Annotated in this window: 22 protein-coding genes; 15 read left to right on the plus strand and 7 right to left on the minus strand. The window is 61.3% G+C overall.

The annotated features are described in order from the left end of the window. Positions 1-33: 33 nt before the first annotated feature. From KX729_RS13690 to KX729_RS13705, 4 genes are all read right to left on the minus strand, one after another. Positions 34-1,017 (minus strand): Bug family tripartite tricarboxylate transporter substrate binding protein, encoded by a 984-nt coding sequence (locus tag KX729_RS13690; RefSeq protein WP_219743010.1) that lies wholly within the window; start codon positions 1,015-1,017, stop codon positions 34-36. Positions 1,018-1,099: 82 nt separating this feature from the next. Further along, a complete protein-coding gene (locus KX729_RS13695; RefSeq protein WP_219743011.1) occupies positions 1,100-2,086 on the minus strand; it encodes a Bug family tripartite tricarboxylate transporter substrate binding protein in 987 nt (328 codons plus the stop codon). 49 nt (positions 2,087-2,135) lie between these two features. Further along, positions 2,136-3,641 (minus strand): tripartite tricarboxylate transporter permease, encoded by a 1,506-nt coding sequence (locus tag KX729_RS13700; protein WP_219743012.1) that lies wholly within the window; start codon positions 3,639-3,641, stop codon positions 2,136-2,138. Between the two features lie 3 nt (positions 3,642-3,644). Further along, positions 3,645-4,091, minus strand: coding sequence for a tripartite tricarboxylate transporter TctB family protein (locus KX729_RS13705; RefSeq protein WP_219743013.1), 447 nt, complete (start codon positions 4,089-4,091; stop codon positions 3,645-3,647). A 464-nt stretch (positions 4,092-4,555) separates the two neighbouring features. Here KX729_RS13705 and KX729_RS13710 point away from each other — a divergent pair, with 464 nt between their 5' ends. Beyond that, on the plus strand, positions 4,556-5,776 hold the full coding sequence (locus KX729_RS13710) for an FAD-dependent monooxygenase (protein WP_219743014.1): 1,221 nt from the start codon (positions 4,556-4,558) through the stop codon (positions 5,774-5,776). A 76-nt stretch (positions 5,777-5,852) separates the two neighbouring features. Beyond that, positions 5,853-7,031, plus strand: a complete 1,179-nt coding sequence (locus tag KX729_RS13715; RefSeq protein WP_219743015.1) for an alpha/beta hydrolase family protein — start codon at positions 5,853-5,855, stop codon at positions 7,029-7,031. Positions 7,032-7,295: 264 nt separating this feature from the next. On the opposite strand, the gene KX729_RS13720 is transcribed toward KX729_RS13715, so the two are convergent. Beyond that, positions 7,296-7,826, minus strand: a complete 531-nt coding sequence (locus KX729_RS13720; protein ID WP_219743016.1) for a VOC family protein — start codon at positions 7,824-7,826, stop codon at positions 7,296-7,298. A gap of 154 nt (positions 7,827-7,980) precedes the next feature. On the opposite strand from KX729_RS13720, the gene KX729_RS13725 reads away from it, so the two are divergent. The 7 genes from KX729_RS13725 (at position 7,981) to KX729_RS33495 (ending at position 17,854) form a co-directional block, all read left to right on the plus strand. Next, positions 7,981-8,772 (plus strand): helix-turn-helix transcriptional regulator, encoded by a 792-nt coding sequence (locus tag KX729_RS13725; RefSeq protein ID WP_219743017.1) that lies wholly within the window; start codon positions 7,981-7,983, stop codon positions 8,770-8,772. A gap of 28 nt (positions 8,773-8,800) precedes the next feature. Next, positions 8,801-9,529 (plus strand): SDR family oxidoreductase, encoded by a 729-nt coding sequence (locus KX729_RS13730; RefSeq protein WP_219743018.1) that lies wholly within the window; start codon positions 8,801-8,803, stop codon positions 9,527-9,529. 106 nt (positions 9,530-9,635) lie between these two features. Next, the gene (locus KX729_RS13735) at positions 9,636-10,499 is read left to right on the plus strand and encodes a p-hydroxycinnamoyl CoA hydratase/lyase (RefSeq protein WP_219743019.1); all 864 of its coding nucleotides are present in this window, start codon (positions 9,636-9,638) and stop codon (positions 10,497-10,499) included. Positions 10,500-10,510: 11 nt separating this feature from the next. Beyond that, positions 10,511-12,631: an acetate--CoA ligase family protein gene (locus KX729_RS13740; protein WP_219743020.1), complete on the plus strand. Its 2,121-nt coding sequence runs from the start codon at positions 10,511-10,513 to the stop codon at positions 12,629-12,631. Positions 12,632-12,849: 218 nt separating this feature from the next. Next, the gene (locus KX729_RS13745; protein ID WP_219743021.1) at positions 12,850-14,292 is read left to right on the plus strand and encodes an NAD-dependent succinate-semialdehyde dehydrogenase; all 1,443 of its coding nucleotides are present in this window, start codon (positions 12,850-12,852) and stop codon (positions 14,290-14,292) included. 19 nt (positions 14,293-14,311) lie between these two features. After that, the gene (locus KX729_RS13750) at positions 14,312-15,154 is read left to right on the plus strand and encodes a p-hydroxycinnamoyl CoA hydratase/lyase (protein WP_219743022.1); all 843 of its coding nucleotides are present in this window, start codon (positions 14,312-14,314) and stop codon (positions 15,152-15,154) included. A 321-nt stretch (positions 15,155-15,475) separates the two neighbouring features. Beyond that, the gene (locus tag KX729_RS33495) at positions 15,476-17,854 is read left to right on the plus strand and encodes an acyl-CoA dehydrogenase family protein (RefSeq protein ID WP_246617575.1); all 2,379 of its coding nucleotides are present in this window, start codon (positions 15,476-15,478) and stop codon (positions 17,852-17,854) included. Here KX729_RS33495 and KX729_RS13765 read toward each other — a convergent pair whose 3' ends face one another. Beyond that, entirely contained in the window at positions 17,855-18,301 is a 447-nt protein-coding gene (locus tag KX729_RS13765) for a hypothetical protein (RefSeq protein WP_219743023.1), read from the minus strand. A 402-nt stretch (positions 18,302-18,703) separates the two neighbouring features. Between KX729_RS13765 and KX729_RS13770 the strand changes: the two genes are divergently transcribed. After that, positions 18,704-18,862, plus strand: coding sequence for a YqaE/Pmp3 family membrane protein (locus tag KX729_RS13770; RefSeq protein ID WP_117193362.1), 159 nt, complete (start codon positions 18,704-18,706; stop codon positions 18,860-18,862). Here KX729_RS13770 and KX729_RS13775 read toward each other — a convergent pair. Continuing rightward, positions 18,846-19,826, minus strand: coding sequence for a GlxA family transcriptional regulator (locus tag KX729_RS13775; RefSeq protein ID WP_219743024.1), 981 nt, complete (start codon positions 19,824-19,826; stop codon positions 18,846-18,848). The two genes, KX729_RS13770 and KX729_RS13775, sit on opposite strands and share 17 nt — an antisense overlap. 106 nt (positions 19,827-19,932) lie before the next feature. On the opposite strand from KX729_RS13775, the gene bcoG reads away from it, so the two are divergent. The 5 genes from bcoG to KX729_RS13800 all read left to right on the plus strand — a co-directional run bounded on the left by bcoG (position 19,933) and on the right by KX729_RS13800 (position 26,800). Continuing rightward, positions 19,933-20,835 carry a 3-dehydrocarnitine:acetyl-CoA trimethylamine transferase BcoG gene (gene bcoG / locus KX729_RS13780; RefSeq protein ID WP_219743025.1) on the plus strand — a complete coding sequence of 301 codons (903 nt, stop codon included), beginning with the start codon at positions 19,933-19,935 and terminating at the stop codon, positions 20,833-20,835. A gap of 5 nt (positions 20,836-20,840) precedes the next feature. Beyond that, positions 20,841-22,331, plus strand: a complete 1,491-nt coding sequence (locus KX729_RS13785) for a carnitine 3-dehydrogenase (RefSeq protein ID WP_219743026.1) — start codon at positions 20,841-20,843, stop codon at positions 22,329-22,331. A gap of 169 nt (positions 22,332-22,500) precedes the next feature. Next, the gene (locus KX729_RS13790; protein WP_219743027.1) at positions 22,501-23,661 is read left to right on the plus strand and encodes an acyl-CoA dehydrogenase family protein; all 1,161 of its coding nucleotides are present in this window, start codon (positions 22,501-22,503) and stop codon (positions 23,659-23,661) included. A 213-nt stretch (positions 23,662-23,874) separates the two neighbouring features. Further along, positions 23,875-25,950, plus strand: coding sequence for an acetate--CoA ligase family protein (locus tag KX729_RS13795; protein ID WP_219743028.1), 2,076 nt, complete (start codon positions 23,875-23,877; stop codon positions 25,948-25,950). Between the two features lie 64 nt (positions 25,951-26,014). Next, complete coding sequence (locus KX729_RS13800; RefSeq protein WP_219743029.1) at positions 26,015-26,800, plus strand: carnitinyl-CoA dehydratase; 786 nt, start codon at positions 26,015-26,017, stop codon at positions 26,798-26,800. Positions 26,801-26,802: the final 2 nt, after the last annotated feature.

A 26,802-nucleotide genomic window follows, 5' to 3' on the forward strand; every position in this document is an offset into this window, starting at 1 on the left:
CACTATGGCGGCAGGGTCTTTCCAATCGGTTGATTAATTTTGCGGAATCTTGGCTAGAGCCACGTAATCCTTCCACTCTTCGACGGTCTTTGCGAGCAGAGCCTGGCCCTCGTCAGGCGTGCCCACATAGACGTCGCCGCCGAACTTGCCGAGGAAAGCGACGGTATCCGGCTGGGCGAGAACTTCGTTGAACAGCGCGTTGATCTTGTCGACGATCGGGCGCGGGGTGGCCTTCGGCACGAAGGAGCCCCACCAGCCGAGCTGATCGATGTCATAACCCTGTTCCTTGGCGGTCGGCACGTCCGGAATGGACTTCAGGCGCACCGGCGAGCCGGAAGCCAGAATGCGGACGCGCTTTTCATTCGCCTGCGAAAGCGCGAAGACCGGGTCGTGCACGCCGTAGTCGATCGAACCCGACAGCATGTCGTTGAGCGAATCCTTGGCGTCCTTGAAGCTGACCTCGACCGGATCGACGCCGGCCTTCTGCTTGTAGATTTCGCCCAGAACCTTGCCGGAGGTCGCAGCCGTTGCGTAGCTGGCATTGTTGCCCTTCGTCTTCAGCACCTCGGTCAGTTGCTTCATGTCCTTGATGGGGCTGTCATAAGCCACGACGAACATGAAGGCCTGCTTGTTGATGAACGACGTGGTCTGCAGCTCCTTGACCACGTCGAGTGGCGGTGCCTTGAACAGCGACATGTTGGCGGCAGTCGACGTGCCGGAATGCACGTAGATCGTATAACCGTCCGGCTTGGCGCGGGCGGTGTACATGGCGGCGATATTGCCGGCCGCACCCGGCTTGTTTTCGACGATTACCGTCTGGCCGGAGACTTTTGCGAACTTCTCCGCAAAGAAGCGAACCAGCACGTCGGCTCCGGAGCCGGCCGGGAAGGCGCAGACGAAAGTGATCTGGCCGTTCGGATAGGCGGCCTGCGCGAAGGCGCCGAACGGGGCGAGCGCCGCGGAAGCGGCGGTTGCGATCATCAGGTTTCGGCGTGTGATATCAGTCTTGAACGGCATGCTTGTCCTCCCTCGATGCCAAAGTTCATTCCCAGATTTTCAATTCCCGCGAAAACATGATCCGGCATAGCCGGATCACTCCTCAGTTCTGCGGGATCTTCGCCAGCGCGACATAGCCGCGCCATTCCTCCACGGTCTTGGCCAGAAGCTCGTCGACCTCTTTCGGCGCGCCGGTATAGACGTCACCGCCGAACTTGTTCAGAAACGCCTCGGTATCCGGCGCCTGCAGCACTTTCAGGAACAGGTCGTTCAGGGTCATGACGGTGTCATCCGGCGTCTTGGCGGGGACGAAGACACCCCACCAGCCGAGCTGGTCGACATTATAGCCGAATTCTTTGATCGCCGGCACATCCGGTATCGATTTCATCCGCTGTGGCGAACCGACGCCGAGCAGGCGCAGGCGTCCCTCGCGCTGCTGGCTGAGCGCGAAAACCGGATCGAGCGCGGCAAAATCCAGCTGGCCGCTGGTGATGTCGTTCAGGGAATCCGGGCCGGTCTTGTAGGCGACTTCGGTGGCCGAGACGCCGGCGAGCTGCAGATAGACTTCCGCCAGAACCTTGCCGGACGTCGCCGTCGAGCCGTACGTGCCGTCGCCGCCCTTGCCCTTCAGATGCTCGGTCAGCTGTTTCATGTCCTTGATCGGGCTGTCTGCTGCGACCGCGAGCATGAAGGGCTGCTTGTTGATAAACTGCACGCCACGCAATGCCTTGGTGACGTCGATCGGCGGCTTCTTGAATAGCGACATGTTGGCGGCGGTCGAGGTGCCGGAATGGACGTAGACCGTGTAGCCGTCCGGCTTGGAGCGGGCGACATATTCGGCGGCGATATTGCCGTTGGCGCCCGGCTTGTTCTCGACGATCACGGTCTGCTTGGAGACCTGTGCCAGCTTTTCGGAGAAAAACCGGACGAGCACGTCGGCGCCGGAGCCGGCCGGAAAGGCACAGACGAAAGTGATCGTGCCGTCCGGATAGGGTTTCGACTGGGCGAACGTAACACGTGGCATGACGGCGGCCAGAGAGGCCGCCGCAATGAGTGAGCGTCGCGTCAGTTTCAGGTCTTTTGCAGTCATTTTGGCTCCTCCTCCAAAATCGTTGCGTTGGCCTGCTGTTCTGCCGAGCTTATTCCTCCTGAAACGCCTCCTCGCGCGTCTTTCGGAATTGCGGGAAGATGATCAGGCAGAGCATGAGCACCGTCGCCACCAGCAGGGTGGCCGAGATCGGCCGGTTGATGAAGATCATCGGGTCGCCGCGCGAGATGACCAGCGAACGGCGCAGGTTCTCCTCCATCAGCGGGCCGAGAATGAAGCCGAGCACCATCGGGGCGGGTTCGCAGCCGAGCTTGAACAGCACGTAGCCGAACACCGTGAAGACGATCATCAGCACCATCATGAATGGCTCGGTACTCGTCGAATACACGCCGATCGCGCAGAACAGCAGGATCGCCGGGTAAAGCAGGCGGTACGGAACCGAGAGCAGCTTCACCCAGATGCCGATCATCGGCAGGTTGATGACGACGAGCATCAGGTTGCCGATCCACATGGAGGCGACCATGCCCCAGAACAGGTCCGGACGGGTGGTCATGACGGCGGCACCCGGCTGAATGCCCTGGATGATCATCGCGCCCATCATGATCGCCATGATCGGGTTCGACGGAATGCCGAGCGTCAGCAACGGGATGAACGAGGTCTGGGCGGCCGCATTGTTGGCCGATTCGGGGCCTGCAACGCCTTCGACCGCACCATAGCCGAACCTGCGAGGGGTCTTGGTGATCTTCTTTTCCAGCGTATAGCTGGCGAAAGACGCAAGAACCGCACCGCCACCCGGCAGGATGCCGAGGATCGAGCCGAGCATGGTGCCGCGCAGGGCGGCCGGAATGGCTTCACGGATCTCCTGTTTGTTCGGCCACAGATCCCGCATGCGGGTGCTGATCGCGTCGCGCGGCGGTGGCGGATTTTCGAGATTGCGGATGATTTCCACAATACCAAAGAGGCCGAGAACCAGCGGCAGGAAGTCGATGCCTTCCCACAGGCCGGAGAGCCCGAACGTGTAGCGGGTGAGACCGGTATTGGTATCCGTGCCGACGAGACCGAGCAGCAGGCCGATCAGGACCATGGCAACGGCCTTCATGACCGAACCGTGAGCCAGAACGATTGCCATAACGAGGCCGAGCAGCATCAGCGCGAAATAGTCCGGCGAATTGAACTGCTGGGCAATCGAGGCGAGCGGCGGGCCGAAGGCGGCGATGAATACCGTACCGACGCAGCCGGCAAAGAACGAGCCGAGGGCGGCGATGGCAAGGGCTGCACCGGCACGACCCTTGCGGGCCATCTGGTGGCCTTCGATACAGGTCACCACCGAGGACGCTTCGCCCGGCATGTTGACCAGGATCGAGGTGGTCGAGCCACCATACTGGGCGCCATAATAGATGCCGGCGAGCATGATCAGCGACGAAAGCGGATCGAGGCCGAAGGTGATCGGCAGCAGGATGGCGAGTGCAGGAATGGGGCCGATGCCAGGGAGGACACCGATCAGCGTGCCGAGAACCGTACCAATCAGACAGAAGAACAGGTTCTGCAGCGTGCCCGCCGCCATGAAACCTGTTGCGAGGTGATCAAAAACTTCCATGATTTAGCGACCCCACCAGACCGGCATCGGCTGCCCGAGAGCGTATACGAAGATGATGACGACGAATGCCGCGGTGACCACCGCGAAGACGACCGTCTCGATGAGGTTCACGTCCTTGCGGGCATAGGCCGCGAACATGATCAGCAGGATCGAGGCGATGATGGCGCCGATATCCTCGATGAACAGGCCGAAAGCTGCGATGGCCAGCAGGATGAAGACAATCGGGCGAAATTGGATGCGCTCGATGGCCGGACCTTCGACCGCCAGCGACTTTGCCGCGACGATCAGGCCGATCAGCATGATCAGGCCACAGATGATCATCGGGAAATAGCCGGGTCCCATGTTACGGGCCGTGCCGAAATTGAGATCGGAACCGACCCAGAGGCCGATTGCGCCGAAGAGGATGAACAAGATGCCCGCGCCGAAATCCTGCGGACTTTTGATGACCATGGTTTCCTCCCTGAAAACCTGATTATGCCAACCGGTTCGGCGCCGTTCAAAGCCTCCGGACCGTCATTACGCATTCGACTCGATCCTGCGCCTCGAACCCGCAGGAATATTCGTCTATGGGCAACTTGATTTGACTATATACAAGAGGATCCCTCTTGTCAGTCAACCGAATTCCTCCGCCCATTGTCGACCAGATACCATACCTGAGCCTTGCGATCGATCTTATCTCAAGTTTATCAGGAAGCCAGATATCCTAGGTGTAATTTCCTGAGAGATACAAGGCTTTTATGGCTGTAGATTGAAACTCTTCGTTGAAGCGAAGCACCGTAGCGAACCTTCGGATCCTCATCGCGAGGCAGTTTATGAAATTGGTTTTTAGCAAAGTCAATTATACTTTATCAAAAATGGTTGACAGGCGCGCCGGCGCTGGAGGATTATCCGGCAGCATTTCAAAGGATAAGAAAATGAAGATATCAGTCGTGGGAGGCGGGATAGGTGGTCTGACGGCAGCCCTGGCGTTGTTGCGTCAGGGATATGACGTCGATGTCTACGAGCAGGCGGTCGAGCTGAAGGAAGTCGGAGCCGGGGTGCAGATCAGCGCCAACGGCACGCGCATCCTCTTCGCGCTTGGACTTGAAGAGGATATCATGTCGGTTGCAGCACAGGCTTCCGGCAAGGAAATCCGCTTGTGGAATACCGGCCAGACATGGAAACTGTTCGATCTCGGCCCCGTGTCGATCGAGCGCTACGGCTTTCCCTATATCACCATCCACCGCAACGACCTGCATCAGGCGCTGGCGGCCGGCGTGCGGCGCATCAAGCCGGATGCGATCAAGCTTTCGAAAAAATGCGTCGGCGTGGCTCAGGATGCCAAGAGCGCGACGCTGTCCTTCGCGGACGGTACAAGCGCGACCTCTGATATCGTCGTCGGCGCCGATGGCGTGCATTCGAAGATCCGCGAGACGTTGTTTGGTCGCGACGATCCGAAATTCACCGGCATCGTCGCCTGGCGCGGCGTCATTCCGGTTTCGCGTCTGCCGGAGCGCATGCTGCGCCCGGTCGGCACCAACTGGATCGGCCCCGGCGGCCATGTGATCCAGTATCTGCTGCGCCGCGGCGACCTGATGAACTATGTCTCGGTCGTCGAGCGCTCCAACTGGCAGGTCGAATCCTGGTCGGTTGCCGGCACGACGGAAGAGTGCCTGGCCGATTACGAAGGCTGGCATGAGGATATTCACACGCTGATCAAGGCGATCGACGTGCCTTACAAGTGGGCGCTGATGCTGCGCCCGCCGATGGACCGGTGGACCAATGGCCGTATCACGCTGCTCGGCGACGCCTGCCATCCGACGCTGCCATTCCTCGCGCAGGGCGCGGTCATGGCGATCGAGGACGGTTTCGTGCTTGCCCGTGCGCTTGCCGAGAACAACAGCGATTACGAGGCGGGCTTTGCCGGCTACGAATCGGCCCGTGTCGAGCGCACCGGCAAGATCGTGCGTGGAGCGGAAGGCAATCTCAGCCGCTTCCACAATCCGGCGCTGAAGGATCCGAAGCTCGCGGAAGATTACGTCAATGCCGAATGGCAGGAAGACAAGATCAACCAGCGCTACGAATGGCTCTTCACATACGACGCCACCTCGGTTCCGGTCGTGGCCGGTGCCCGGTCGCCCGAAGCGGTGGCCTGAACTATTTCGACATTTCTGGAGGAACCCGCCTGCCGGCATGCCGGCAGGCGGGTAAAAGCATAACGGGTAGGAAATCATGACCACCAAGGCGGAATGGCAGCGCGTGCCGCTGATCGTCTCCTTTCCGGAGACCGCGAAATATACCGAGACCTACGGCTTTGCCGGCAATTCCGGGAGGGTGAACCTCGAAGGCCAGCTGTTGCGTCCGGCCGACAAGCCGTCGAAGACCGTCTATGTCTTCATGCACCCGACCTCGACGCTGCAGCTTTTGCCGATGCCGACCGCGCTCGCCGATGCCGGCCTGCACGTGCTCTGCGCTGCAAGCCGTTACCCGAAGAACGATACCGCGCTGATCATGGAAAAGGTGGCGATCGATCTCGGCAAATGGCTGGATTACGCCCGCGGCGAGCTTGGTTACGAAAAGGTCGTGCTGGTTGGTTGGTCCGGCGGCGGTTCGCTATCCTTGTTCTATCAGGCACAGGCGGAAAACCCGACGATCACCCACACGCCGGCCGGCGACGAGTTGAACCTTGTCGAAGCCGGTCTAAAGCCGGCCGATGGCGTGATCTTCATCGCCGCGCACCTGTCACGCGCCGAGACGCTCACCGAATGGCTTGATCCGTCCGTCACCGACGAGATGAACCCCGACGACCGCGACCTGGAATTCGACATCTATTCGCCGCACTGCCCCCACCAGCCGCCCTATTCGAAGGAATTCATCGAGCGCTTCCGCGCCGCGCAGTTGGCCCGCAACCGCAAGATCACCCAATGGGTGCAGGACATGTTGGCGGAACTGAAGCGTCGGGGCGGTCCGGAACAGGAACGCGCCTTCGTTGTCCACCGCACCATGTGCGACGTGCGTTGGTTCGACGGCACGATCGATCCGAACGACCGGCCGATCGGCAAGAGCTATATGGGCGATCCGCGCACGGTCAATGTCGGCCCGGTCGGGCTTGCCCGCTTCACGACGTTGCGCTCGTGGTTGTCACAGTGGAGCTACGACCTTTCGAACGCCAAGGGGCCGATGAACGCGGCGCTGATCAAGCGTTCGCCGGTGCTGCAGATCGAGAACAATGCCGACGAGGCGGTGCCGGCGACGCATAATCCGGCGATCCGCGACGCGCTGGCGACGCCGAACAAGGAATATATGAGCTTGCCGCATGCCACCCATTATTATCTTGGTCAGCCGGAACTGTTGCAGGCTTGCATCGACCGGGTGGTGGATTGGAGCAAGCGGCAGGGGCTGTTGGCGTAAGGGGCTGAGGCCCGTGGGAGCGGGCCTTCACCATCAGGAGGTTTGACTGTGAGCTGCAATGAAAAGCACCACCGTCCGGGCTGGAACGGTGGTGCTCGTGTTGATGAGATGGAGCGCCGTTGCGGGTTAAGCCCCTCCCCCTTGTGGGGAGGGGTTGGGGAGGGGATCTTTCTTCAACCTGGAGAAAAGACCCCTCCCGCCTGCCGGCCGCCCTCCCCTCAAGGGGGAGGGTTAAGACCGCGGCACCGTCGCAGTTCTATAATCTCAAGCCGCCGACTTCGCGGCAATCATACCGGCCTTCTTCTTCACCCATGCCTTCATCGCATCATGGGCTTCGGAAGCGGCCTGTTCCAGATAACCCGGCTCTTCCGTACGCGCCGTGATCTCCAGGCGCAGGCCGTTCGGGTCGAAGAAGTAGATCGAGTTGATGAACTCGTGGTCGATGACGTCGGTCGTCTTGACGCCGGCTTCCTGCAGCCGCTTCTTGAACTTCAGGACTTCCTCGACCGAGTCGACTTCCATCGCGAAGTGCTGCACCCAGTCCGGCGTGTTCGACGAGGGAAGTGGCATGGTGTTTTCGCCGAGGTCGAAGAAGGCCATGTAGGAACCGTCGCCCATTTCGAAGAAGAAATGCGCATAGGGCTTTTCCTCACCGGTGGACGGCACCTTGTCGGCGGTCATGCAGTTGACCAGCGGCAGGCCGAGCAGGTCCTCGTAGAACTTGCGGGTTTCTTCGCCATCGCGGCAGGGGTAGGAAAAGTGATAGAGTTTGCGAAGCTTCGGTGCGTCGACCATGGTGGTTCCTCCAAATCCAGGCTTGTTGCATTGGCTCAGATGGTAGGCCTTTGCCGTTCCTCCCATGTCCTCCGCCCGAGAGGACATGCCTCACTCAAATTCCCGACTGGCAAATTCCCGACCGGCAGATTGATAAACATGGCAGGAGGCGTTTATGCCTGCGCTTGATCGCGACGATATGGCGGCGCTTGCCGCATTGATGGATGATGTCGGGGAGCTGACATTTCCAGAAACTTTCCTGAAAACCCTGCGGCGTCTCGCCGGCACGGATTTCTGTTCCGCCTTTCAGGCCGAAGAGGACGGGTCGCTGACCTATCTCTTCGCCGGCGGCTACCATTCGCAAATTCCGGGTTTTGCCGAGCGCGCCTCGCTGGATTACGCCCACCTTTATTGGCAGCGCGACCGGGTGACCCGCCAGATGCTCAACGGCTCTTCTGGAAGCGGCAAGGTGCAGGTCATCCGCCAGGCCTGGAACGGCATTCGCGATCCGGAATACCGCCGCGACTGTTACGAGCGGGCGCATGTGCTGGAGCGTCTGACGATCTACCATTCGGAAGAGCCGCGTATCTTCACCAGCCTCTACCGAACCCGCGAGAGCGGACCGTTTCCGCTGGTCGCGGTGGAGCGGATCGAAAGCGTCGCGCCGCTGTTGATGGCCATGGTCGTTAAGCATGTGCGCCTGCAATCCCGGCCGCTTGCCGTATCGCTGCATCCACCGCAACAGGAGATTGCCGGCCGGCTTCTTCAGGCCGGCTACGCGCTGTCCGGCCGTGAGGCCGAGGTTTCCGCCGGTCTGCTGCTTGGTCGCACGCATCGGGAAATATCGGAAAAGGTCGGTCTCGCCCTGTCGAGCATCGTCACCTATCGTCAGCGCGCCTACCGGAAGCTGGGTGTCAGCGACCGCCGCGGGCTGGAAGCGCTTTATGAGGGAATTTCGCGCAACTGAGCGCGGGCATAGGGAAGGGAGTTCTAAGATGATTTCGATCAAGGACCGTATTGCCATCGTCACCGGCGCAAGCTCGGGTATCGGCTGGGGCATCGCCAAGGCGATTGCCGCCGAAGGCGCCATCACCGTGCTTGCGGCCCGCAGCGCCGACAAGCTGGAGAAGCTCGCCGCAGAGATTGAGGCAGAAGGCGGCCGCGCGCTCGTCGTGCCGACCGACGTCACCGACGACGCGCAGGTGGAAAAGCTCTTCGCCATCGTGAAGGAAAAATACGGCCGTCTCGATATCCTCATCAACAATGCCGGCATTGCCGACCACACCGCGACCGAAAAGCTGACCAATGAACGTTGGCACGAGGTGATCGACGCCAACCTGCATTCAGTCTTCTATTGCTCGCGCGCCGCCTTCACCATGATGATCGAGCAGAAGCGCGGCCGCATCATCAACATGGGCAGCCTCTCGGCAAAAGTGCCGCGCGGCCATACCGCAGCTTATACCGCCAGCAAGTTCGCGCTCGAAGGTCTTACCCGCTCGCTCGCCGTCGATGGTCGGGAACATGGAATCGCCGTCTCCATGGTGCATCCGGGCTCGACCGTCAGCTCGCTGGTTCCCGGCGTTACGGACAAGGTTCGTCCCGTCACCATGATGCCGCTCGATGTGGCGCGCACCGTCGTGCTGATGGCGACTTTGCCGGACGACGTGAACCTCTATGAGAGCATCATCCTGCCGGTGGAAATGCCCTTCCTCGGCCGCGGCTGATTGATTTCCAGGTCAGGCGACTGGCTTTCCGCAAAAGCGGGAAAACAAGCCGCTTGACGTATATATGGGTCCCTGATATTCAATCTCTCGACAGGGAGAAATCGCTATGGAAAACAAGACCGAATCCACCACGTCCGAGCACATTGCCGGCAAATGGGGCGAATACGTCGCCGTGGAATTCGACGAGGGCATTGCCTGGGTCACCCTCAATCGCCCGAAGCAGCGCAACGCGATCAATCCCGGCATCGTCTGGGAAATGAACGCCATCATGGACGCGCTGGAAGAAGACGATCGCTGCAAGGTGATGGTCGTCACCGGCGCCGGCGAATCCTTTTCCGCCGGCATGGACCTCAAGGAATATTTCCGCGCTACCGACAAGGTGCCGCCGATCCAGCGCGAACGCCTGTTCCGGGCCAACGCCGCCTGGCAGTGGCGTCGCATGATGTATTACCCGAAGCCGACCATCTCTATGGTCAACGGCTGGTGCTTCGGCGGTGCCTTCCAGTTCCTCGTCGGCTGCGATCTGGCGATTGCTTCCCAGGAAGCGATTTTCGGCTTGTCGGAGATCAACTGGGGCATCATCCCGGCCGGTATCGTCACCAAGTCCGTACTGGAAACCATGAGCTTCCGCGACGCCATGTATTACATCATGACCGGCGAGACGTTTAACGGCAAACAGGCGGCTGAGATGAAGCTGGTCAACAAGGCGGTCGCGCCCGAACAGCTCCGCGAAGAGACCCGCAAGCTTGCCATGACGCTGATCGGCAAGAACCCCTTCGTGCTGCGCCAGGCCAAGACTGCCTGCCGCTTTACCCGCGACATGACCTGGGAACAGGCCGGCGAATATCTGATGGCGAAGTCCGACCAGACGGAACTGCGCGACCCGGAAAACGGTCGCAATACCGGTATGAGCCAGTTCCTCGATGAAAAGTCCTTCCGCCCCGGCCTCGGCGCCTATCGCCGCGATTAAGAGTTGCTTCGATGGCTGACACGATGATCCAATCTCCCGAGACGTTCGACCTCGACCGTCTGCTCCGCCCACGATCCATCGCGATCGTGGGCGCGTCGCCCGATCGGGCTTCGATCGGCGGCGGGGTTCTGGCGAACCTCGAACTGTTCCAATATTCCGGCGAATTGCATCTCGTCAGCCGCTCGCGCGACGAGATCAACGGCCGCCCCTGCGTGAAGACGATCGGCGACCTGCCGAAGGGCGTCGATGTGGTGATCCTCATCGTGCCGCAGGCGGCGATCAAGGATTCGATCCTCGCCTGTGTCGAGCGCGAAGTGGCGGGCGTCATCGTTTACTCCTCCGGCTTCGCGGAAGCCGGCGAGGAAGGCCGCCAGCAGCAGGAAGAGCTTGCTGAAATCTGCCGCAAGGCGGGCATCGCCATGCTCGGCCCGAACTGCATGGGCTATACGAATTATATCGACGGCATTCCGCTCACTTTCGAACCCGTCGATCTGCGCGGCGTCGGTGAGCGCAGCCGTGTCGCGATTGTCGCCCAGAGCGGCGCGACGGCGGCGAACATCCGTTTCGCCATGCATTCCCGCGATATCGCGGTGTCTTATGTCATCGCAACCGGCAATGAGGCGGTCATCGCCGTCGAAGATCTGGTCGCGTGGCTGATCGAGGACCCCGACAATGCGGTCGTCGCGGTCTATGTCGAGCAGGTCAAGAACCCGCAGAAGTTCCTTTCCATCGCCCGTCGTGCCCGCGAACTCGGCAAGCCGATCGTCATGCTGCATCCGGGCTCCAGCGAGCGCGGTAAGGCAGCGGCGCAGTCGCATACCGGCGCGCTGGCTGGCGACCACGCCACCATGCAGGCCGCCGTTCGCAACGAGGCGGTCGCGCTGGTCGATACGACCGACGAACTCTTCGATGTCGCGGCGATCCTTGCGCGTTATCCGCTGCCGCCGGCCGGTCAGGCGGGCATCGTCACCAATTCCGGCGCTATCCGCGGCCTCTGCTTCGATTTCTGCGAACGCGTCGGCCTGCCGATCGCGACGCTGTCGGACGAGGTGCATGCCGAACTGACGACACAGGTGCCGCCTTACGTACATGTCGATAACCCGTTCGACATCGGCACGACCGGCTTTTCCAATCCCGGCATTTTCGGCACGTCCACGGCCTCCATGCTGAAGGATCCGAGCGTCGGCATCGTCTTCCTGTCGCATGCCGGCGGTTCGCCGCCGATGCAGATCAAGAAGTCGGATGCGATCATTCCGGTCGCAGCGACCGCGACAAAGCCGGTCATCCTCAACATCATCGGCGACGACTACCCGCTCGACCCGAGCTTCATGAAGGCGGTGCGCGACAGCGGCATTCCCTTCTTCCGCTCGCCGGAACGCGCCATGCGCGCCATGGCCGTGGTGATGAACTATGCCGCAGCGCTTGCAGCCACGAAGGATCGGGCGGCGGAAGGCGCTCGCCTGAAGCAGATGCCCGCTTCCGGCCTGATCGTGGAATACGAAGGCAAACGCATCCTCTCCGAACTCGGTATCCAGATCCCCAAGGGTGCGCTGGCGAAATCCGCCGACGAAGCGGTGAAGATCGCCGCCGAGATCGGTTATCCGGTGGTGATGAAGGCGCAGGCCGCCGAGCTTGCCCACAAGAGCGATGTCGGCGGCGTTGCTGTTAATCTCGCTGATGAGGCGGCGGTGCGCGCCGCGCATGAGAAAATGTATGCGAGCATCGCAATCCACAAGCCGGGCCTGAAACTCGACGGCGTGCTGATCGAGGGCATGGCGCGGCAGGGGCTTGAAATGGTGGTTGGCGCCAAGCGCGACCAGTGGGGTCCGACGGTTCTCGTCGGCCTTGGGGGTGTCTGGATCGAGGCGTTGGCGGATGCGCGTCTTCTGCCGGCCGATATCAGCCGCGAGCGGGCGATTGCCGAAATCCACAAGCTGAAGGCTGCCAAGCTGCTCGGCCCCTTCCGCGGCCAACCGGCTCGTGACGTGGAGGCGATCGCCGACGTAGTGGTGAAGCTCGGCGCGCTGATGCGTGCGGCGCCGGAGATTGTCGAAGCCGATATCAACCCGCTGGTTGTCTATGGCGAGGGGGACGGGGTTCTCGCGCTCGACGCGTTATTCGTGGTGCGGTGAGGGGGTGTAAGCCCTCGCTGAGGTTTTGGGGTGGCTCAGCCCCTCATCTGCCTGCCGGCACCTTCTCCCCGCTCGCGGGGAGAAGGAAATATGCCGCACCGTCAGCCGGTCCCCCTCGCCCCGTTTACGGGGAGAGGGTGCGCCGAGCGAAGCAGAGGTGGGGTGAGGGGCTAACCGCGCCCAACGTTTTATTGTCTGTCACGAGGGAGGATACCGTGATGCAGACCCAGTCCTATGGTGAACTGAAACTCTTCGTCGATGGCGAGTGGCTAGGACCGGAAGGCCGCGTCACGGAGGACGTCATCAACCCCGCCACCGGCGAGCCGATCGCCGCGCTGCCGCATGCAACGCCTGCCGATCTCGACCGTGCCGTCGCAGCCGCCGAACGCGAGTTCAAGGCTTGGAAGGCGATGACCGCCTTCGACCGCGCCAAGATCATCCGCAAGGCGGCCGACATTCTTCGCGAGCGGGCAAATGCGCTCGGCGCCCGGATGACGATGGAACAGGGCAAGCCGATCGGCGAAGCCACCCAGGAAATCCACATCACGGCCGACATTCTCGACTGGACCGCCGACGAAGGCCGCCGTTCCTACGGCCGCATCGTGCCCTCGCGTGTTCCGGGGGTAAAGTGGATGGTCACCAGGGAGCCGGTCGGCCCGGTCGCCGGTTTCACGCCCTGGAACTTTCCGGCCGTCATCCCGGCGCGCAAGATTTCGGCGGCGCTTGCCGTCGGCTGCACCATGGTCATCAAGCCGTCGGAAGAAACGCCGGCGACCGTGCTCGAAATCGCCCGCGCGCTGCAGGATGCGGGCCTGCCGAATGGCGTGCTGAACGTCGTTCACGGCAAGCCCGCCGAAGTCTCCGAACATCTGATCGCCGCCGACGGCATCCGCAAGATCACCTTCACCGGCTCCACCAATGTCGGCCAGCATCTGGCGGTGCTTGCCGCCAAGGCAGGCGTCAAGCGCGCTACGATGGAACTCGGCGGCCATGCGCCGGTGCTGATCTTCGAAGACGCCGATATCGATCTGGCGATCCGCACGATGGTGCATTCGAAATATCGCAATGCCGGACAGGTCTGCATTTCGCCGACCCGCTTCTATGTTCATGACAGCGTCCATGACCGGTTCGTCGATGGTTTTGCCAAGGCAGCGTCCGCGATCAGGGTCGGCGACGGCATGGACCCGGCAAGCCAGATGGGTCCGCTCGCCAACAGCCGCCGGGTGCCGACCATGGAACGCATGGTGGCGGATGCGGTGAGCCGCGGCGCCAAGGTGAAGACCGGCGGCGAGCGGGGCAGCAATCGCGGCTATTTCTTCCAGCCGACGGTGCTCTCCGATGTGCCGCAGGGTGCGATCATCATGAACGAGGAGCCCTTCGGCCCGGTCGCCGTGACGGCCCGCTTCTTGTCCTTCGACGAGGTGATCGAACAGGCAAACCGCCTGCCTTACGGCCTTGCTTCCTATGCCTTCACTCAGTCGAGCCGCACTGCCGCGATGGTGAGCGATGCGCTGGAAGCCGGCATGGTCGGCATCAACAACAGTTTTATCTCGATGGCGGAAACGCCCTTCGGCGGCGTCAAGCAGAGCGGTTATGGCTCCGAAGGTGGCACCGAGGGCATGGATGCTTACCTCGTCACCAAGATGACCAGCCAGTCCTAGGTTTTTCAGGAGAAGTTTTATGGCCATTGAAACAAGCGATATCGGCGGAGAAAACGTCAAGGTCGAATTCGAGGACGGTATCGCCTGGGTGAAGCTGAACCGCCCGGACAAGCGCAACGCCATGAGCGTCGGTCTGGCGGAAGACATGATCCGCGTGCTCGACGAGCTGGAAATCGACGACCGCGCAGGCGTCATCATTCTGACCGGCGAGGGCGAAGCCTTCTCCGCCGGCATGGACCTCAAGGACTTCTTCCGCGCTACTGACGGCGTCTCGGACGTCAAGCGCATGCGCGCTTACCGCTCCACCCGCGCCTGGCAGTGGCGCCTGCTGATGAACTACGCCAAGCCGACCATCGCCATGGTCAACGGCTGGTGCTTCGGCGGTGCCTTCACCCCGCTGATCTGCTGCGACCTCGCGATCGCCTCAGAAGACGCGGTGTTCGGTCTGTCGGAAATCAACTGGGGCGTCATCCCCGGCGGCGTCGTCTCCAAGGCGATCTCGACGCTGATGAATGACCGCAAGGCGATGTATTACGTCATGACCGGCGAAAAGTTCGGCGGCAAGATGGCCGAACAGCTCGGCCTGGTGAACGAGGCGGTGCCGGCGGACAAGCTACGCGAGCGTACTATCGAAATCGCCCGTGTGCTGTTGGAGAAGAACCCGACGGTGCTGCGCCAGGCGCGCATGGCATACAAATATGTGCGCGAAATGACCTGGGAGGAGTCAGCGGAATATCTCACCGCCAAGGCTGACCAGACCACATTCGTGGATACGGAAAAGGGCCGGGAGAAGGGGCTGTCGCAGTTTCTGGATTCGAAGACCTATCGTCCGGGGCATGGGGCTTACAAGCGGGAGGAGTGAGGAGCGGTCGGGCCTAAGCTCGAGCAATCGATCCAGTGAATCGATTGCAGCGACGAACGCCCGGAGCGAAAGCGGAGGGCTGCCGCAGACTCCCTGCCATTGCCCAAGGCACAGTCGCCCCTCACCCTAATCCTCTCCCCGTTCTTACGGGGAGAGGGGACGTGCCCCATTCGTCGTCAGCGTTCCGGGAAGCCGGTGCAGCATTCGTCCTTCTCCCCGCTTGCGGGGTCCGGAGGACGGGACGGGATAAGCGACCCGTCCCCGGTTGGTGCCGGCAAGTGGATGAGGGGCAGATTTCCGCAGCAAGACACGAGACCACCCATGAACCTCAACCACACCGACGAACAGCTCCTCCTCAAGGCAAGCGCCACCCGCTTCCTCAAGGATCGCTACGACTTCGAGAAGCGGGCCAAGATCCTCGCCGCTGGCGGTTTCGATGAGGCGACTTGGTCCGCGATGGCCGATCTTGGCTGGCTGGCGCTGCCCTTCTCTGAAGAAAACGGCGGCCTCGGCGGCAGTGCTGTCGAAATCTCATTGATCATGGAAGCCATCGGCCGGGCGCTTGTGGTGGAGCCCTATCTCGCCTCCGTCATCCTCGCCGGCATCCTCGTTGAAAAGCTGGGCACGGCGGAGCAGAAGGCCGAGATCCTTGGATCGCTGATCGTCGGCACCTCACGCCCGGCGCTGGCGCATGTGGAAAAGCAGACTGGCTTCGACCTTGCCAATATTACGGCTACCGCCGTGCGAACCAGCGAAGGTTATCGCCTTTCAGGCGAAAAGCCGCTGGTACCCGGCGGCGCTTTTGCGGACGTGTTTCTCGTTTCGGCAAAGCTTGAGGGAGACGTCTGCCTCTTCGCCGTGCCGGCCGAGACGCCTGGCCTCAGCCGGAAAACCATCAAACTAGTCGACGGCAGCCATGCCGCCGATCTCGTGCTGGATGACGTCTCTATTCTGGCCTCGGCCCTTCTCGATGGCGGCGGTGCGCTTGCCGAGATCGAAGCGGCCTATGACCGCGCCAATGCGGCACTCGCCTCCGAAGCCGTCGGCATCATGGATGCGCTGATGGATGCAACCGTCGCCTACACGAAGGAGCGCGTGCAATTCGGCAAGCCGCTCGCGGCGTTTCAGGCACTGCAGCATCGAATGGCCGAGATGGCGGTGAAATGCCAGGAGGCGCGCGGTGCCGCCCTGCTCGCGACGCTCTCCGTCGATGCGCCGCATGCAATGCTTATCCGCGGCGTTTCCGGAGCACGGGCCAAGATCGGCAAGGTCTCCCGCTCCGTCGCGCAGGAGGCGATCCAGCTGCATGGCGCTATGGGGTTTTCGGAAGAAATGCCGATCGGCGCCTGGTTCCGCCGGCTCTACGCCATCGAAAACACCTTCGGCACCACCGCCGACCATCTGAAGCGATACGGCGAGACCATTCGTGACACCGACGTGCTGTCCGGCAGCTTGTTGCGCGCGCCGGATGCCGACCAATCTGCGGCAAGCAATGGCATGAACCTTCGGATGACCGAAGAGGAGGCCCGCTTCCGCGACGAGGTGCGGGCTTTTCTCGATACTCATCTCGATGACGACCTGAAGCGCGCCGAGCGTTTGAACCCGAGTTTTCTCGCCGACCCGCGCATCGGCCTCAAATGGCAGGCAAAAATCAACGGCGAGGGTTGGGTCGCGCCCTCATGGCCGAAACAATACGGCGGCACCGGCTGGACGCTGACCCAGCGCTATATCTTCGACCAGGAATGTGAGCACGCCGGCGAACCGCATTTTCGCGGTGCCTCGATCAAGATGATCGCGCCCGTCATCATGCGCTATGGCGATGAAGCGCAAAAGGCCTTCTATCTGCCGCGCATTCTCCGCGGGGAGGATTTGTGGGCGCAGGGTTATTCCGAACCCGGCTCCGGCTCCGACCTCGCTTCGCTGAAGACGAAGGCGGTGCGGGAAGGCGACCACTATGTCATCAACGGTTCGAAAATCTGGTCGACGCTCGCGCATCACGCCACCCGCATGTTCGCGCTGGTGCGCACCGCCGACACGGGCAAGAAACAGGAAGGCATCACCTTCATCCTGATCGACCTGAAATCGCTCGGCGTCGCAATCCGGCCGATCCGTTCGATCTGCGGCACGCATGAGTTCAACCAGGTCTTTTTCGACGACGTGAAGGTGCCGGTTTCCGACCGGATCGGCGAGGAGGGCGAGGGCTGGGACATCGCCAAATACCTGCTCGAGTTCGAGCGCGGCGGCGCCTTCGCCGGTGGCGTGTTGCGCGCTATGCTGACCCGCCTCTATCGCCTGGCATCCGAACCTTTGCCGGGTGACCGGAAAATGGTCGACGATCCGCTGTTCATGGCTCGCTTTGCCGAGATCGCCACGGATGTCGATGCCAACGACATGTTGGAAATTGCCGCGATGTCCAAGGTGCAGGCCGGCGGCAATCCGGGTTCGGTGCCGTCCTCGACAATGAAGATAGAGCGCAGCCGCATCCGCCAGTCGATCGCCGAACTTGCCGCCTCGATCCTCGGCCCGGACGTGCTGCGCTGGGAAGAACACCGCCCACTGCACGAACTGCCGGAAGAGAGTGAGATCGACGAGGAGCGCAAGGTGGCTTCGGCTGTCTATTTCAACTCTCGCTCCCAGAGCATCTTTGGCGGCAGCAACGAGATCCAGCTTGAGATCATCGCGAAGACGCTGCTCAGATAGCTATTGTTGCTCCTGCACGGCAGGTCCCGCCCGCTCGCGGCAAAGATGGAGAACCCAGAGCATCGCGGCAAATACAACGACTGATGCATATGGTGCGAAGGAAACCATTCGCTCGGCGTCTTCCACTGTGCGCTGCAAGCCTTGATTTGCGCGGCGTGCTACTTGAGCCGCTACCAGTGCATCTCGGGCAAAATAAAAACTGACCGCCAGACCCGCGGCGCTGAAGGCCATAATAGCCGCATTCACCAGTTTTGCGCCGGGTATAAAGCGCAGCATCATGATGCCGGCCAGCAGGCAAATGCCGCCAAGAATCGTCAGGAGGCCGATCTTGAGGGGCGTTTCATCAACGAGCAGAAAAGCGGCAGTCCCTGTCCAGGTGCGGTCCAGTTCACCAGCTCCTTTAGACCACTCAGGATCATAAGTGTGCCAATCACCAAATTGGGCCATTGGCGGGTGGTAACTCCCATCGCGCGTTCGACTTTTGCGTGGGCCAATAACCGTTCTCCAATTGAAAGATCAAGCCGTCGGCCGATCAATATCAGGCTTAGAACCAGTCCCCACGATGCCGGTACAGAATAGGCCGAATCGATTTCACGCCCGGCAACCTGCGCCAGATGCGCCATAAGGCCGACAAGCGAGTTGATGAAAATGAAATCGAGATAAAAGCCCAGAATGGGCAGAATATATTTGCGCATGAAATCGACACCTCAGCCTTAGGTTTCATGAATAGGTGTGCCTTCGCGTAAGGGCAAGCCGTAAAAATATCGATCCCAAAGAGTGTCGTCTGTGCTGAAACCATCTCCCGTCCAGCACGTTATTGGGCCAAATGCCACAACCCGGAGACACCCTTTGGATATCATCCGCATCCTGCTCGCCTTCATCCTGCCGCCGCTCGGCGTGTTCTTTCAGGTGGGCCTTGGCCTGCATTTCTGGCTGAACATCCTGCTCACCCTTTGCGGCTGGCTGCCGGGCATCGTGCATGCACTCTGGGTCATCCTGAAGAAATAGGTTGCTTCAGCCGCCGGCGGGTATCACTCGGGCTTTCGCGATAATGCGCGCGATAGCTGCGGGAAAACGCGGAGGCCGAGTTGAAGCCGGTGGCGGCGGCGACATCCGCGAAAGTCGCGCGCGTTTCGATGACTTTTCGACGTGCCGCGTTGAGCCTCAGCGCCAGATAGTGCTCGCGCGGCGCCACACCCATAATATCGTTGAAAAGATCTTGGAGGTGGCGCGCGCTGACGCCTGCGCGTTTTGCCAGCCGGGTCAGCGAAAGCGGGGCTTCCACCGTTTCTTCCATCAACTTTACCGCCACCTGCACCCGGCTATCGACGATGCGCATGTTGCCTATCGCCGGCATCTGCAACAGGTCGCCGCGGGTCCTTTCCTGCTCGTAGATGAAGAGACGCGAGACTTCGAGCGCCAGTGAATAGCCATGCGAACGGCGGATCAATTCCAGCATCAAGTCGAGTGTCGGCAGTGAACCGCCGGTGGTTATCCGCTTGCCGTCGATGACGAACCGCTCGCGGACCATGTTCACCTGCGGATAGGCCGTCGAAAAGTCCTCGAAATCCTCCCAATGGGTCGTGGCGGAAAAGCCATCGAGCAGGCTGGTATCGGCAAGAATGAAGGAGCCAGCCTCGATGCCGGCGATCAGCGTCCGGTGTCGGGCGGTTTGTGAAAGCTGGAATTTCAGCTCGCGGGTGGCATGCCGTTTCCAGTTGTAACTCGCAAGCACGAAGAGTGGATCGCTTTCCCGACCGGGCCGGAATGCGCCGCCGACCGGGATGGGGATGCCGGACTTGGTGTCGATCGGTTGCCCGTCGGGCGAGGACAGTGTCCAGTGATAAAGCTCCCGGCCGGCGATGCGGTTTGCGGCCCGCAAAGGCTCGATCACGGATGCCGCGAGAATGAGGTTGATCTCCGGCAGCACCAGAATGTCGAAATGCTGCGCTCCGGCCAAACCGTCTGCCATGCAACCATCATCCTCCGTTTCCGGTAATGTATAGAATGGCGCCGAAAGTGAAAAGCATTTCGCCCTTGTCCGGTTCGTAATGCGCAAAACGAACAAGGAGGGGAAGATGCCGCTTGAGATGAACCGCGAGGTTTTCATCACCTGCGCCGTGACCGGTGCCGGCGATACGACCGCGAAATCGAGCCACGTGCCGATCACGCCGAAGCAGATCGCGGATTCGGCAATCGACGCCGCCAAGGCCGGAGCGGCAGTCGTCCATTGTCATGTCCGCAATCCTGAAACCGGTGCGGCTGCACGCGGCATCGATCTTTACAGGGAAGTCACCGACCGCATTCGTTCAGCAGATGTCGATGTGGTGCTGAACCTCACCGCCGGCATGGGCGGCGATCTCGTGTTCGGCAATGTCGAGGCGCCGTTCCCGGTCAATCCGAATGGCACCGACATGGCGGGCGCCACGGAGCGTGTCGCGCATGTGGCCGAATGCCTGCCGGAAATCTGCACGCTCGATTGCGGCACGATGAATTTTTCGCTCGGCGATTACGTCATGACCAACACGCCCTCCATGCTGCGTGAAATGGCGCGGCAGATGACGGCGCTCGGCGTGCGGCCGGAGATCGAGGCCTTTGACACCGGCCACCTCTGGTTCGCCAAGCAGCTTGTCGAAGAGGGGCTGATCGAGGATCCGGTATTGATCCAGCTCTGCATGGGCATTCCGTGGGGCGCGCCGGACGACCTCAACACCTTCATGGCGATGGTCAATAACGTGCCGAAGAACTGGACGTTTTCGGCCTTCTCAATTGGTCGCAACGCGCTGGCCTATCCGGCGGCCGCGGTGCTCGCCGGCGGCAATGTCCGCGTCGGGCTGGAGGACAATCTCTATGCCGGCAAAGGGCAGCTGGCGACGAATGCGCAGCTCGTTGAAAAGGCGGTTGGCATGATCGAAGGCATGGGCGCCAAGATCATCGGGCCGGCTGCGGTGCGTGAAAAACTGAAGCTGAAGAAGCGGTGATCGCCATGAGCAAGATTGAAAAAGCAGCCTGCATCGGCGGTGGCGTGATCGGTGGGGCCTGGGCGGCTCGGTTTCTGCTGGCCGGTATCGACGTCAACATGTTCGATCCGCATTCCGAAGCGCAGCGTATCGTCGGCGAAGTGCTCGCCAATGCCGAACGTGCCTATGCCATGCTCACCATGGCGCCATTGCCGCAAAAGGGAAAAATCACCTTCTGCAAGACGGTCGAGGAAGCTGTTCAAGGCGCCGACTGGATCCAGGAAAGCGTACCGGAGCGGCTGGAACTGAAGCGTGGCATCATCACCCAGATCGACGCGGCCGCCGATCCGAAGGCGCTGATCGGCTCCTCTACCTCCGGCCTGATGCCGACCGACCTGCAGCGGGACATGAAACATCCTGAGCGGATGTTCGTCGCACATCCCTATAATCCCGTTTATCTCCTGCCGCTCGCCGAATTGGTCGGCGGTCAGAGGACATCTGCCGAAACGCTGAAGGCGGCGCAGGAAAAGCTCGCACCAATCGGCATGAAGGGTGTCATCATCAAGAAGGAAATCGAAGCCTTCGTCGGTGACCGTCTGCTGGAAGCCGTATGGCGCGAGGGCCTCTGGCTGATCCATGACGACATCTGTGATACGGAAACGCTGGACGACGTGATCCGCTACTCGTTCGGCATGCGCTGGGCGCAGATGGGCATGTTCGAGACCTATCGCATTGCCGGCGGCGAGGCGGGCATGCGGCACTTCTTGGCGCAGTTCGGTCCGTGCCTCTCCTGGCCGTGGACGAAGCTCACCGATGTCGTCGATCTCGATGATGCGCTGGTCGACAAGATCGCCGGCCAGTCCGATGCACAATCCGGCGCCCGAGGCATCCGGGATCTGGAACGCATCCGCGACGAAAACCTCGTCGGCATCATGCAGGCGCTGAAGGCAGGCGATGCGGGCAAGGGCTGGGGCGCCGGCAAGATCCTCGCCGAGTTCGAAAAACATCTCTGGAAGAATTCGCCAAAACCGGCCGCCAAAACCGGCAAGAATGCGCTCGACCTTCTCGAGATCAAGGTCCACCCGTCCTGGATCGATTATAACGGTCACATGACCGAGTTCCGTTATGCGCAGTGTTTTGCAGATGCCAGCGACTCGCTTCTGCGCCTGATCGGTGTCGATATGGACTATGTCGCGGCAGGCAACAGCTATTACACCGTCGAGACTCATAACCGTTTGCTCGACGAAGCCAAGCTTGGCGATGTCCTGAAAGTCAGCGGGCAGATATTGCCGTCTTCGGACGGCAAGAAGGTACAGAGCTTCCTGTCGTTGAGCCGCGCTTCGGATGGCGTGCTGCTTGCGACATGCGAACATCTGATGCTGCATGTCTCGTCGGACGAGGGCAAGGCGGTGGCGCCCGGGGCGGAGGTCATGGGCAGGCTGCAGCCGCTGATCGACGCACACAGGGGCTTGCCGGCGCCGGAAGGGGCGGGGCGGTCTGTGGGGCAGAAGAGGTAAGGTGGGGCTTGGCGGGGAGATTGGCTGGGCGCACCGGTGACTTACTCCCATCGACGACAGAGAGACGCGAGACGTATGCCGCAAGTCGATCTCCCTCCTTGTGGGAGAAATGGCCTGCGGGGCAGAGGAGGGTAGCGGCGCCTTCCGCTTTTAGTGTGGAGGAGAACACATGAATTTCGGCCTGACCGGCGAGCAGGAAATGATCGTCAAGACCGTCCGCGATTTTGTCGAGACGGAGATTTATCCGCACGAAAATGAGGTAGAGCGCACCGGTATCGTGCCGCCGGAGCTTGGCCGAGAGATCGCCACGAAATGTCGGGAAATAGGCTTCTTTGGATGCAATTTCCCCGAAGAGGTGGGAGGTGCCGGTCTCGATCACACATCTTTCACGCTGGTGGAGCGTGAGCTCGGTCGCGGCTCGATGGCGCTGACCGTGTTTTTTGGCCGCCCCTCCGGCATCCTGATGGCTTGCAATGACGAGCAACGAGAAAAGTATCTTTTCCCGGCAGTGAAGGGCGAAAAGTTCGATGCGCTGGCCATGACCGAGCCGGATGCAGGTTCGGATGTGCGCGGCATGAAATGTTTTGCCCGGAAAGACGGCGACGACTGGGTTGTCAACGGTACGAAACACTTCATCAGCCACGCCAATATCGCCGACTTCGTGATCGTCTTCATTGCGACGGGCGAGGAGGAGACACCGCGCGGGCCGAAGAAGCTGATCACCTGTTTCTTCGTCGATCGCGGCACGCCGGGTTTCGAAATCCGTGAGGGTTACAATTCCGTCTCGCATCGCGGTTACAAGAACTGCATTCTCACCTTCGACGAATGCCGGTTGCCGTCGGCGCAAATCCTCGGCGAGGTACACAAGGGTTTCGACATCGCCAACGACTGGCTTTATGCGACGCGCCTGACGGTTGCGGCCACCTCGGTTGGCCGGGCGCGGCGGGCGTTCGACTACGCCCTGAACTATGCGGCCGAGCGAAAACAGTTCGGCAAGCCGATCGGCGCCAACCAGGGCGTTTCCTTCAAACTGGCCGACATGATCACCGAGATCGATGCCGCGGACCTGCTGACGCTCTCCGCCGCCTGGCGGCTCGACCAGGGCCTGCCGTCGAACCGCGAAATCGCCTCCGCCAAGGTGTTTGCCACGGAAATGCTCGCCCGCGTCACCGACGAAGCGATCCAGATCTTTGGTGGCATGGGCCTGATGGATGACCTGCCGCTGGCGCGGTTCTGGCGAGACGCGCGGGTGGAGCGTATCTGGGACGGCACGTCGGAAATCCAGAGGCATATCATCAGCCGCGATCTGCTGCGGCCGCTGGGGGCTTGAGATGTATAAGTACTCGCAGTCGTTGGGGCGCGCCCCCCTCTGCCCTGACGGGCATCCCCCCCTCAAGGGGGGAGATCGGATGGAGCACCGCCCCGCGCCTATCTCCCCTGTTAGGTTTAGCCAACGCAAAATGCTGGGTGAAGGGCATGCCATAGGCCAATCTCCCCCCTTGAGGGGGAGATGCCCGGCAGGGCTGAGGGGTGTATCTGCGGTATGACGCCAGCCCCCCGTTCTCTCGACCGCCTCACACGCCCCAAAACCATCGCAGTCTTCGGCGGCAAGGAAGCCCGTCGCGTCATCGAGCAATGCGACAAGATGGGTTTTGCCGGCGAGATCTGGCCCGTTCATCCAAAGAGTGACGAAATCCTCGGGCGCAAATGTTATCGCTCGGTGGCTGACCTGCCGGCCGCACCGGATGCCTCCTTCGTCGGTGTTAACAGGCAGCTGACGATCGAGATCATCCGCGATCTTTCGGCTCGCGGGGCAGGCGGTGCGGTCTGTTACGCCTCCGGCTTCCGCGAAGCCGTGAGCGAGCTTGCCGATGGCGACGCGCTACAGGCGGCCCTGGTCGCGGCGGCGGGCGACATGCCGATCCTCGGACCGAATTGCTACGGTTTCATCAACATGCTGGATGGAGCGCTGATGTGGCCGGATCAGCATGGCATGTTGCGTGTCGACCGCGGCGTCGCGGTGCTGACGCAGTCCTCCAACATTGCCTGCAACATTTCCATGCAGCAGCGTGGCTTGCCGCTTGCCTATCTGATGACGGCCGGCAACCAGGCACAGACAGGGCTCGCTGAACTCGCCTGCACCGTCATCCAGGATTCCCGCGTCACCGCCGTCGGCTTGCATGTGGAGGGGTTCGACAGTCTGGAAGCGCTGGAGCGGCTTGCAGGCCTGTCCCGGCAGCTGAAAAAGCCGGTCGTGATGCTGAAAGTCGGGAAATCGGAGGCGGCGCAGCTTGCGACCGTTTCTCACACAGCTTCGCTCGCCGGCAATGACCGTGTCTCTTCTGCCCTGCTGGAACGTCTCGGGATCGGCCGTGTCGAAACATTACCCGAACTGCTGGAAACGTTGAAGCTTCTCCATCTCTACGGCCCGCTGGAGAGTGCCGATATCTCGTCCATGAGCTGTTCCGGCGGCGAAGCCTCGCTGATGGCGGATGCCGGAGTTAGGCGGAAAATCGCCTATCGGCCGCTGAGAGACGAACAGCTGAAGCCCCTGCGCGAAACGCTCGGCCAGATGGTGACGCTTGCCAACCCGCTGGATTATCACACGTTCGTCTGGGGAAATGGTGAGAAACAGACAGCGGCCATCACTGCGATGATGCAGGGTGGCTATGCGTTGAATCTCGTGGTGCTGGACTTCCCGCGCCTTGATCGCTGCGACGCCGCCGACTGGATGACGACCGTGGATGCGGTCGTTGCGGCGCGTATTGCAACGGGAGCCAATGCCGGTATCGTTTCCAGCATGGCGGAAAACCTGCCGGAAGCGGTGGCCGAGCGACTGATGCGTGATGGCGTAGTACCTTTTTACGGCATCGAGGAAACGCTTGCCGCGGCGGAGACTGCGGCCTTTATCGGCAAGGCCTGGCGTGAGCCTGCACCTGCACCTCTACTGAAATCCAATGCTGGTGCCGGCGAGTTGGTGACACTCAACGAAGACGACGCAAAGCGCGAGCTTTCCGCCTTCGGTTTGCCAGTTCCAGAGGGGCTGGTGGAGATTGAGCCTGAAGACACCGGGCCTGCGGCGGAAAGGCTCGGCTTCCCGGTGGTGCTGAAAGGGCGCGGGGTCGCCCACAAGACGGAGGCCGGAGCTGTGAAGCTCAACCTGAAAAGCCGTGACGAGGTCAACGCCGCGGCGCATGCCATGGCCGGCGCCGCAAACGGCTACCTGGTCGAGAAAATGGCCGGTAAGCCCGTCGCGGAAATCATTATCGGCGCCATTCGCGATCCGGTTGCCGGGCTGGTGCTCACGGTCGGCGCTGGCGGGATTTTGGTGGAGCTGCTGGAGGATTCGGCGCTGATCACCTTGCCACCAACGCGGGCGGCGATCTCTGCGGCGATCTCCGGTCTCAAGATCAGGAAACTGCTGGATGGTTATCGCGGCGGGCCGAAGGGCGACATCGCTGCTCTGGAGCTGGCTGTTGCCGCCGTCGCAGCCTATCTGGTCGCCAATGCCGGCGATATCGAAGAGCTCGATATCAATCCGGTCATGGTTCTGCCGGAAGGCGAGGGAGTGGTTGCCGTGGATGCGCTGGTGCGGCGAAGAATTCCATCTTCCCTTTGACGGGAGGTGCGCGGCTGTGACCCGCCAATACAGAAAACCTCGACTGGGGGGAAAGAATACGAGCATGACCGACCAACCGATCAAAACACGCCGCGAGGATGGCATTCTCGAAGTCACCATCGATCGGCCGAAGGCGAATGCGATCGATCTTGTCACATCGCGGATCATGGGCGAGATATTTCGCGATTTCCGGGATGATGAAACGCTGCGTGTTGCGATCATTACCGGCGCCGGCGAGAAATTCTTTTGCCCGGGTTGGGATCTGAAAGCTGCGGCTTCCGGCGATGCCGTGGACGGCGACTATGGCGTCGGCGGTTTTGGAGGCATGCAGGAGCTGCGCGATCTCAACAAGCCGATCATCGCAGCGGTGAACGGCATCTGCTGCGGCGGCGGTCTGGAAATCGCGCTCTCGACGGATCTCATTCTGGCGGCCGAGCACGCCACCTTCGCGCTTCCCGAAATCCGCTCCGGCACGGTTGCCGATGCGGCCTCGATCAAGCTGCCGAAGCGCATTCCCTACCATATCGCAATGGATATGCTGTTTACAGGACGCTGGCTCGACGTGCAGGAAGCGCATCGCTGGGGGTTCGTCAATGAAATCCTGACGGCCGAAAAGCTGATGGCCCGCGCCTGGGAGCTGGCACGCCTGCTCGAAAGCGGCCCGCCGCTGGTTTATGCGGCGATCAAGGAAGTGGTGCGCGAGGCGGAAGGCGAGAAATTCCAGGCGACCATGAACCGCATTACCCGCCGCCAGCTGAAGACGGTCGATATTCTCTATTCCAGCGACGACCAGCTGGAAGGCGCACGCGCCTTTGCCGAAAAGCGTGATCCGGTGTGGAAGGGCAAGTAACC

Origin of the sequence: Neorhizobium populisoli (assembly GCF_019430945.1) — a bacterium.
GTDB classification, from domain to species: domain Bacteria; phylum Pseudomonadota; class Alphaproteobacteria; order Rhizobiales; family Rhizobiaceae; genus Neorhizobium; species Neorhizobium populisoli.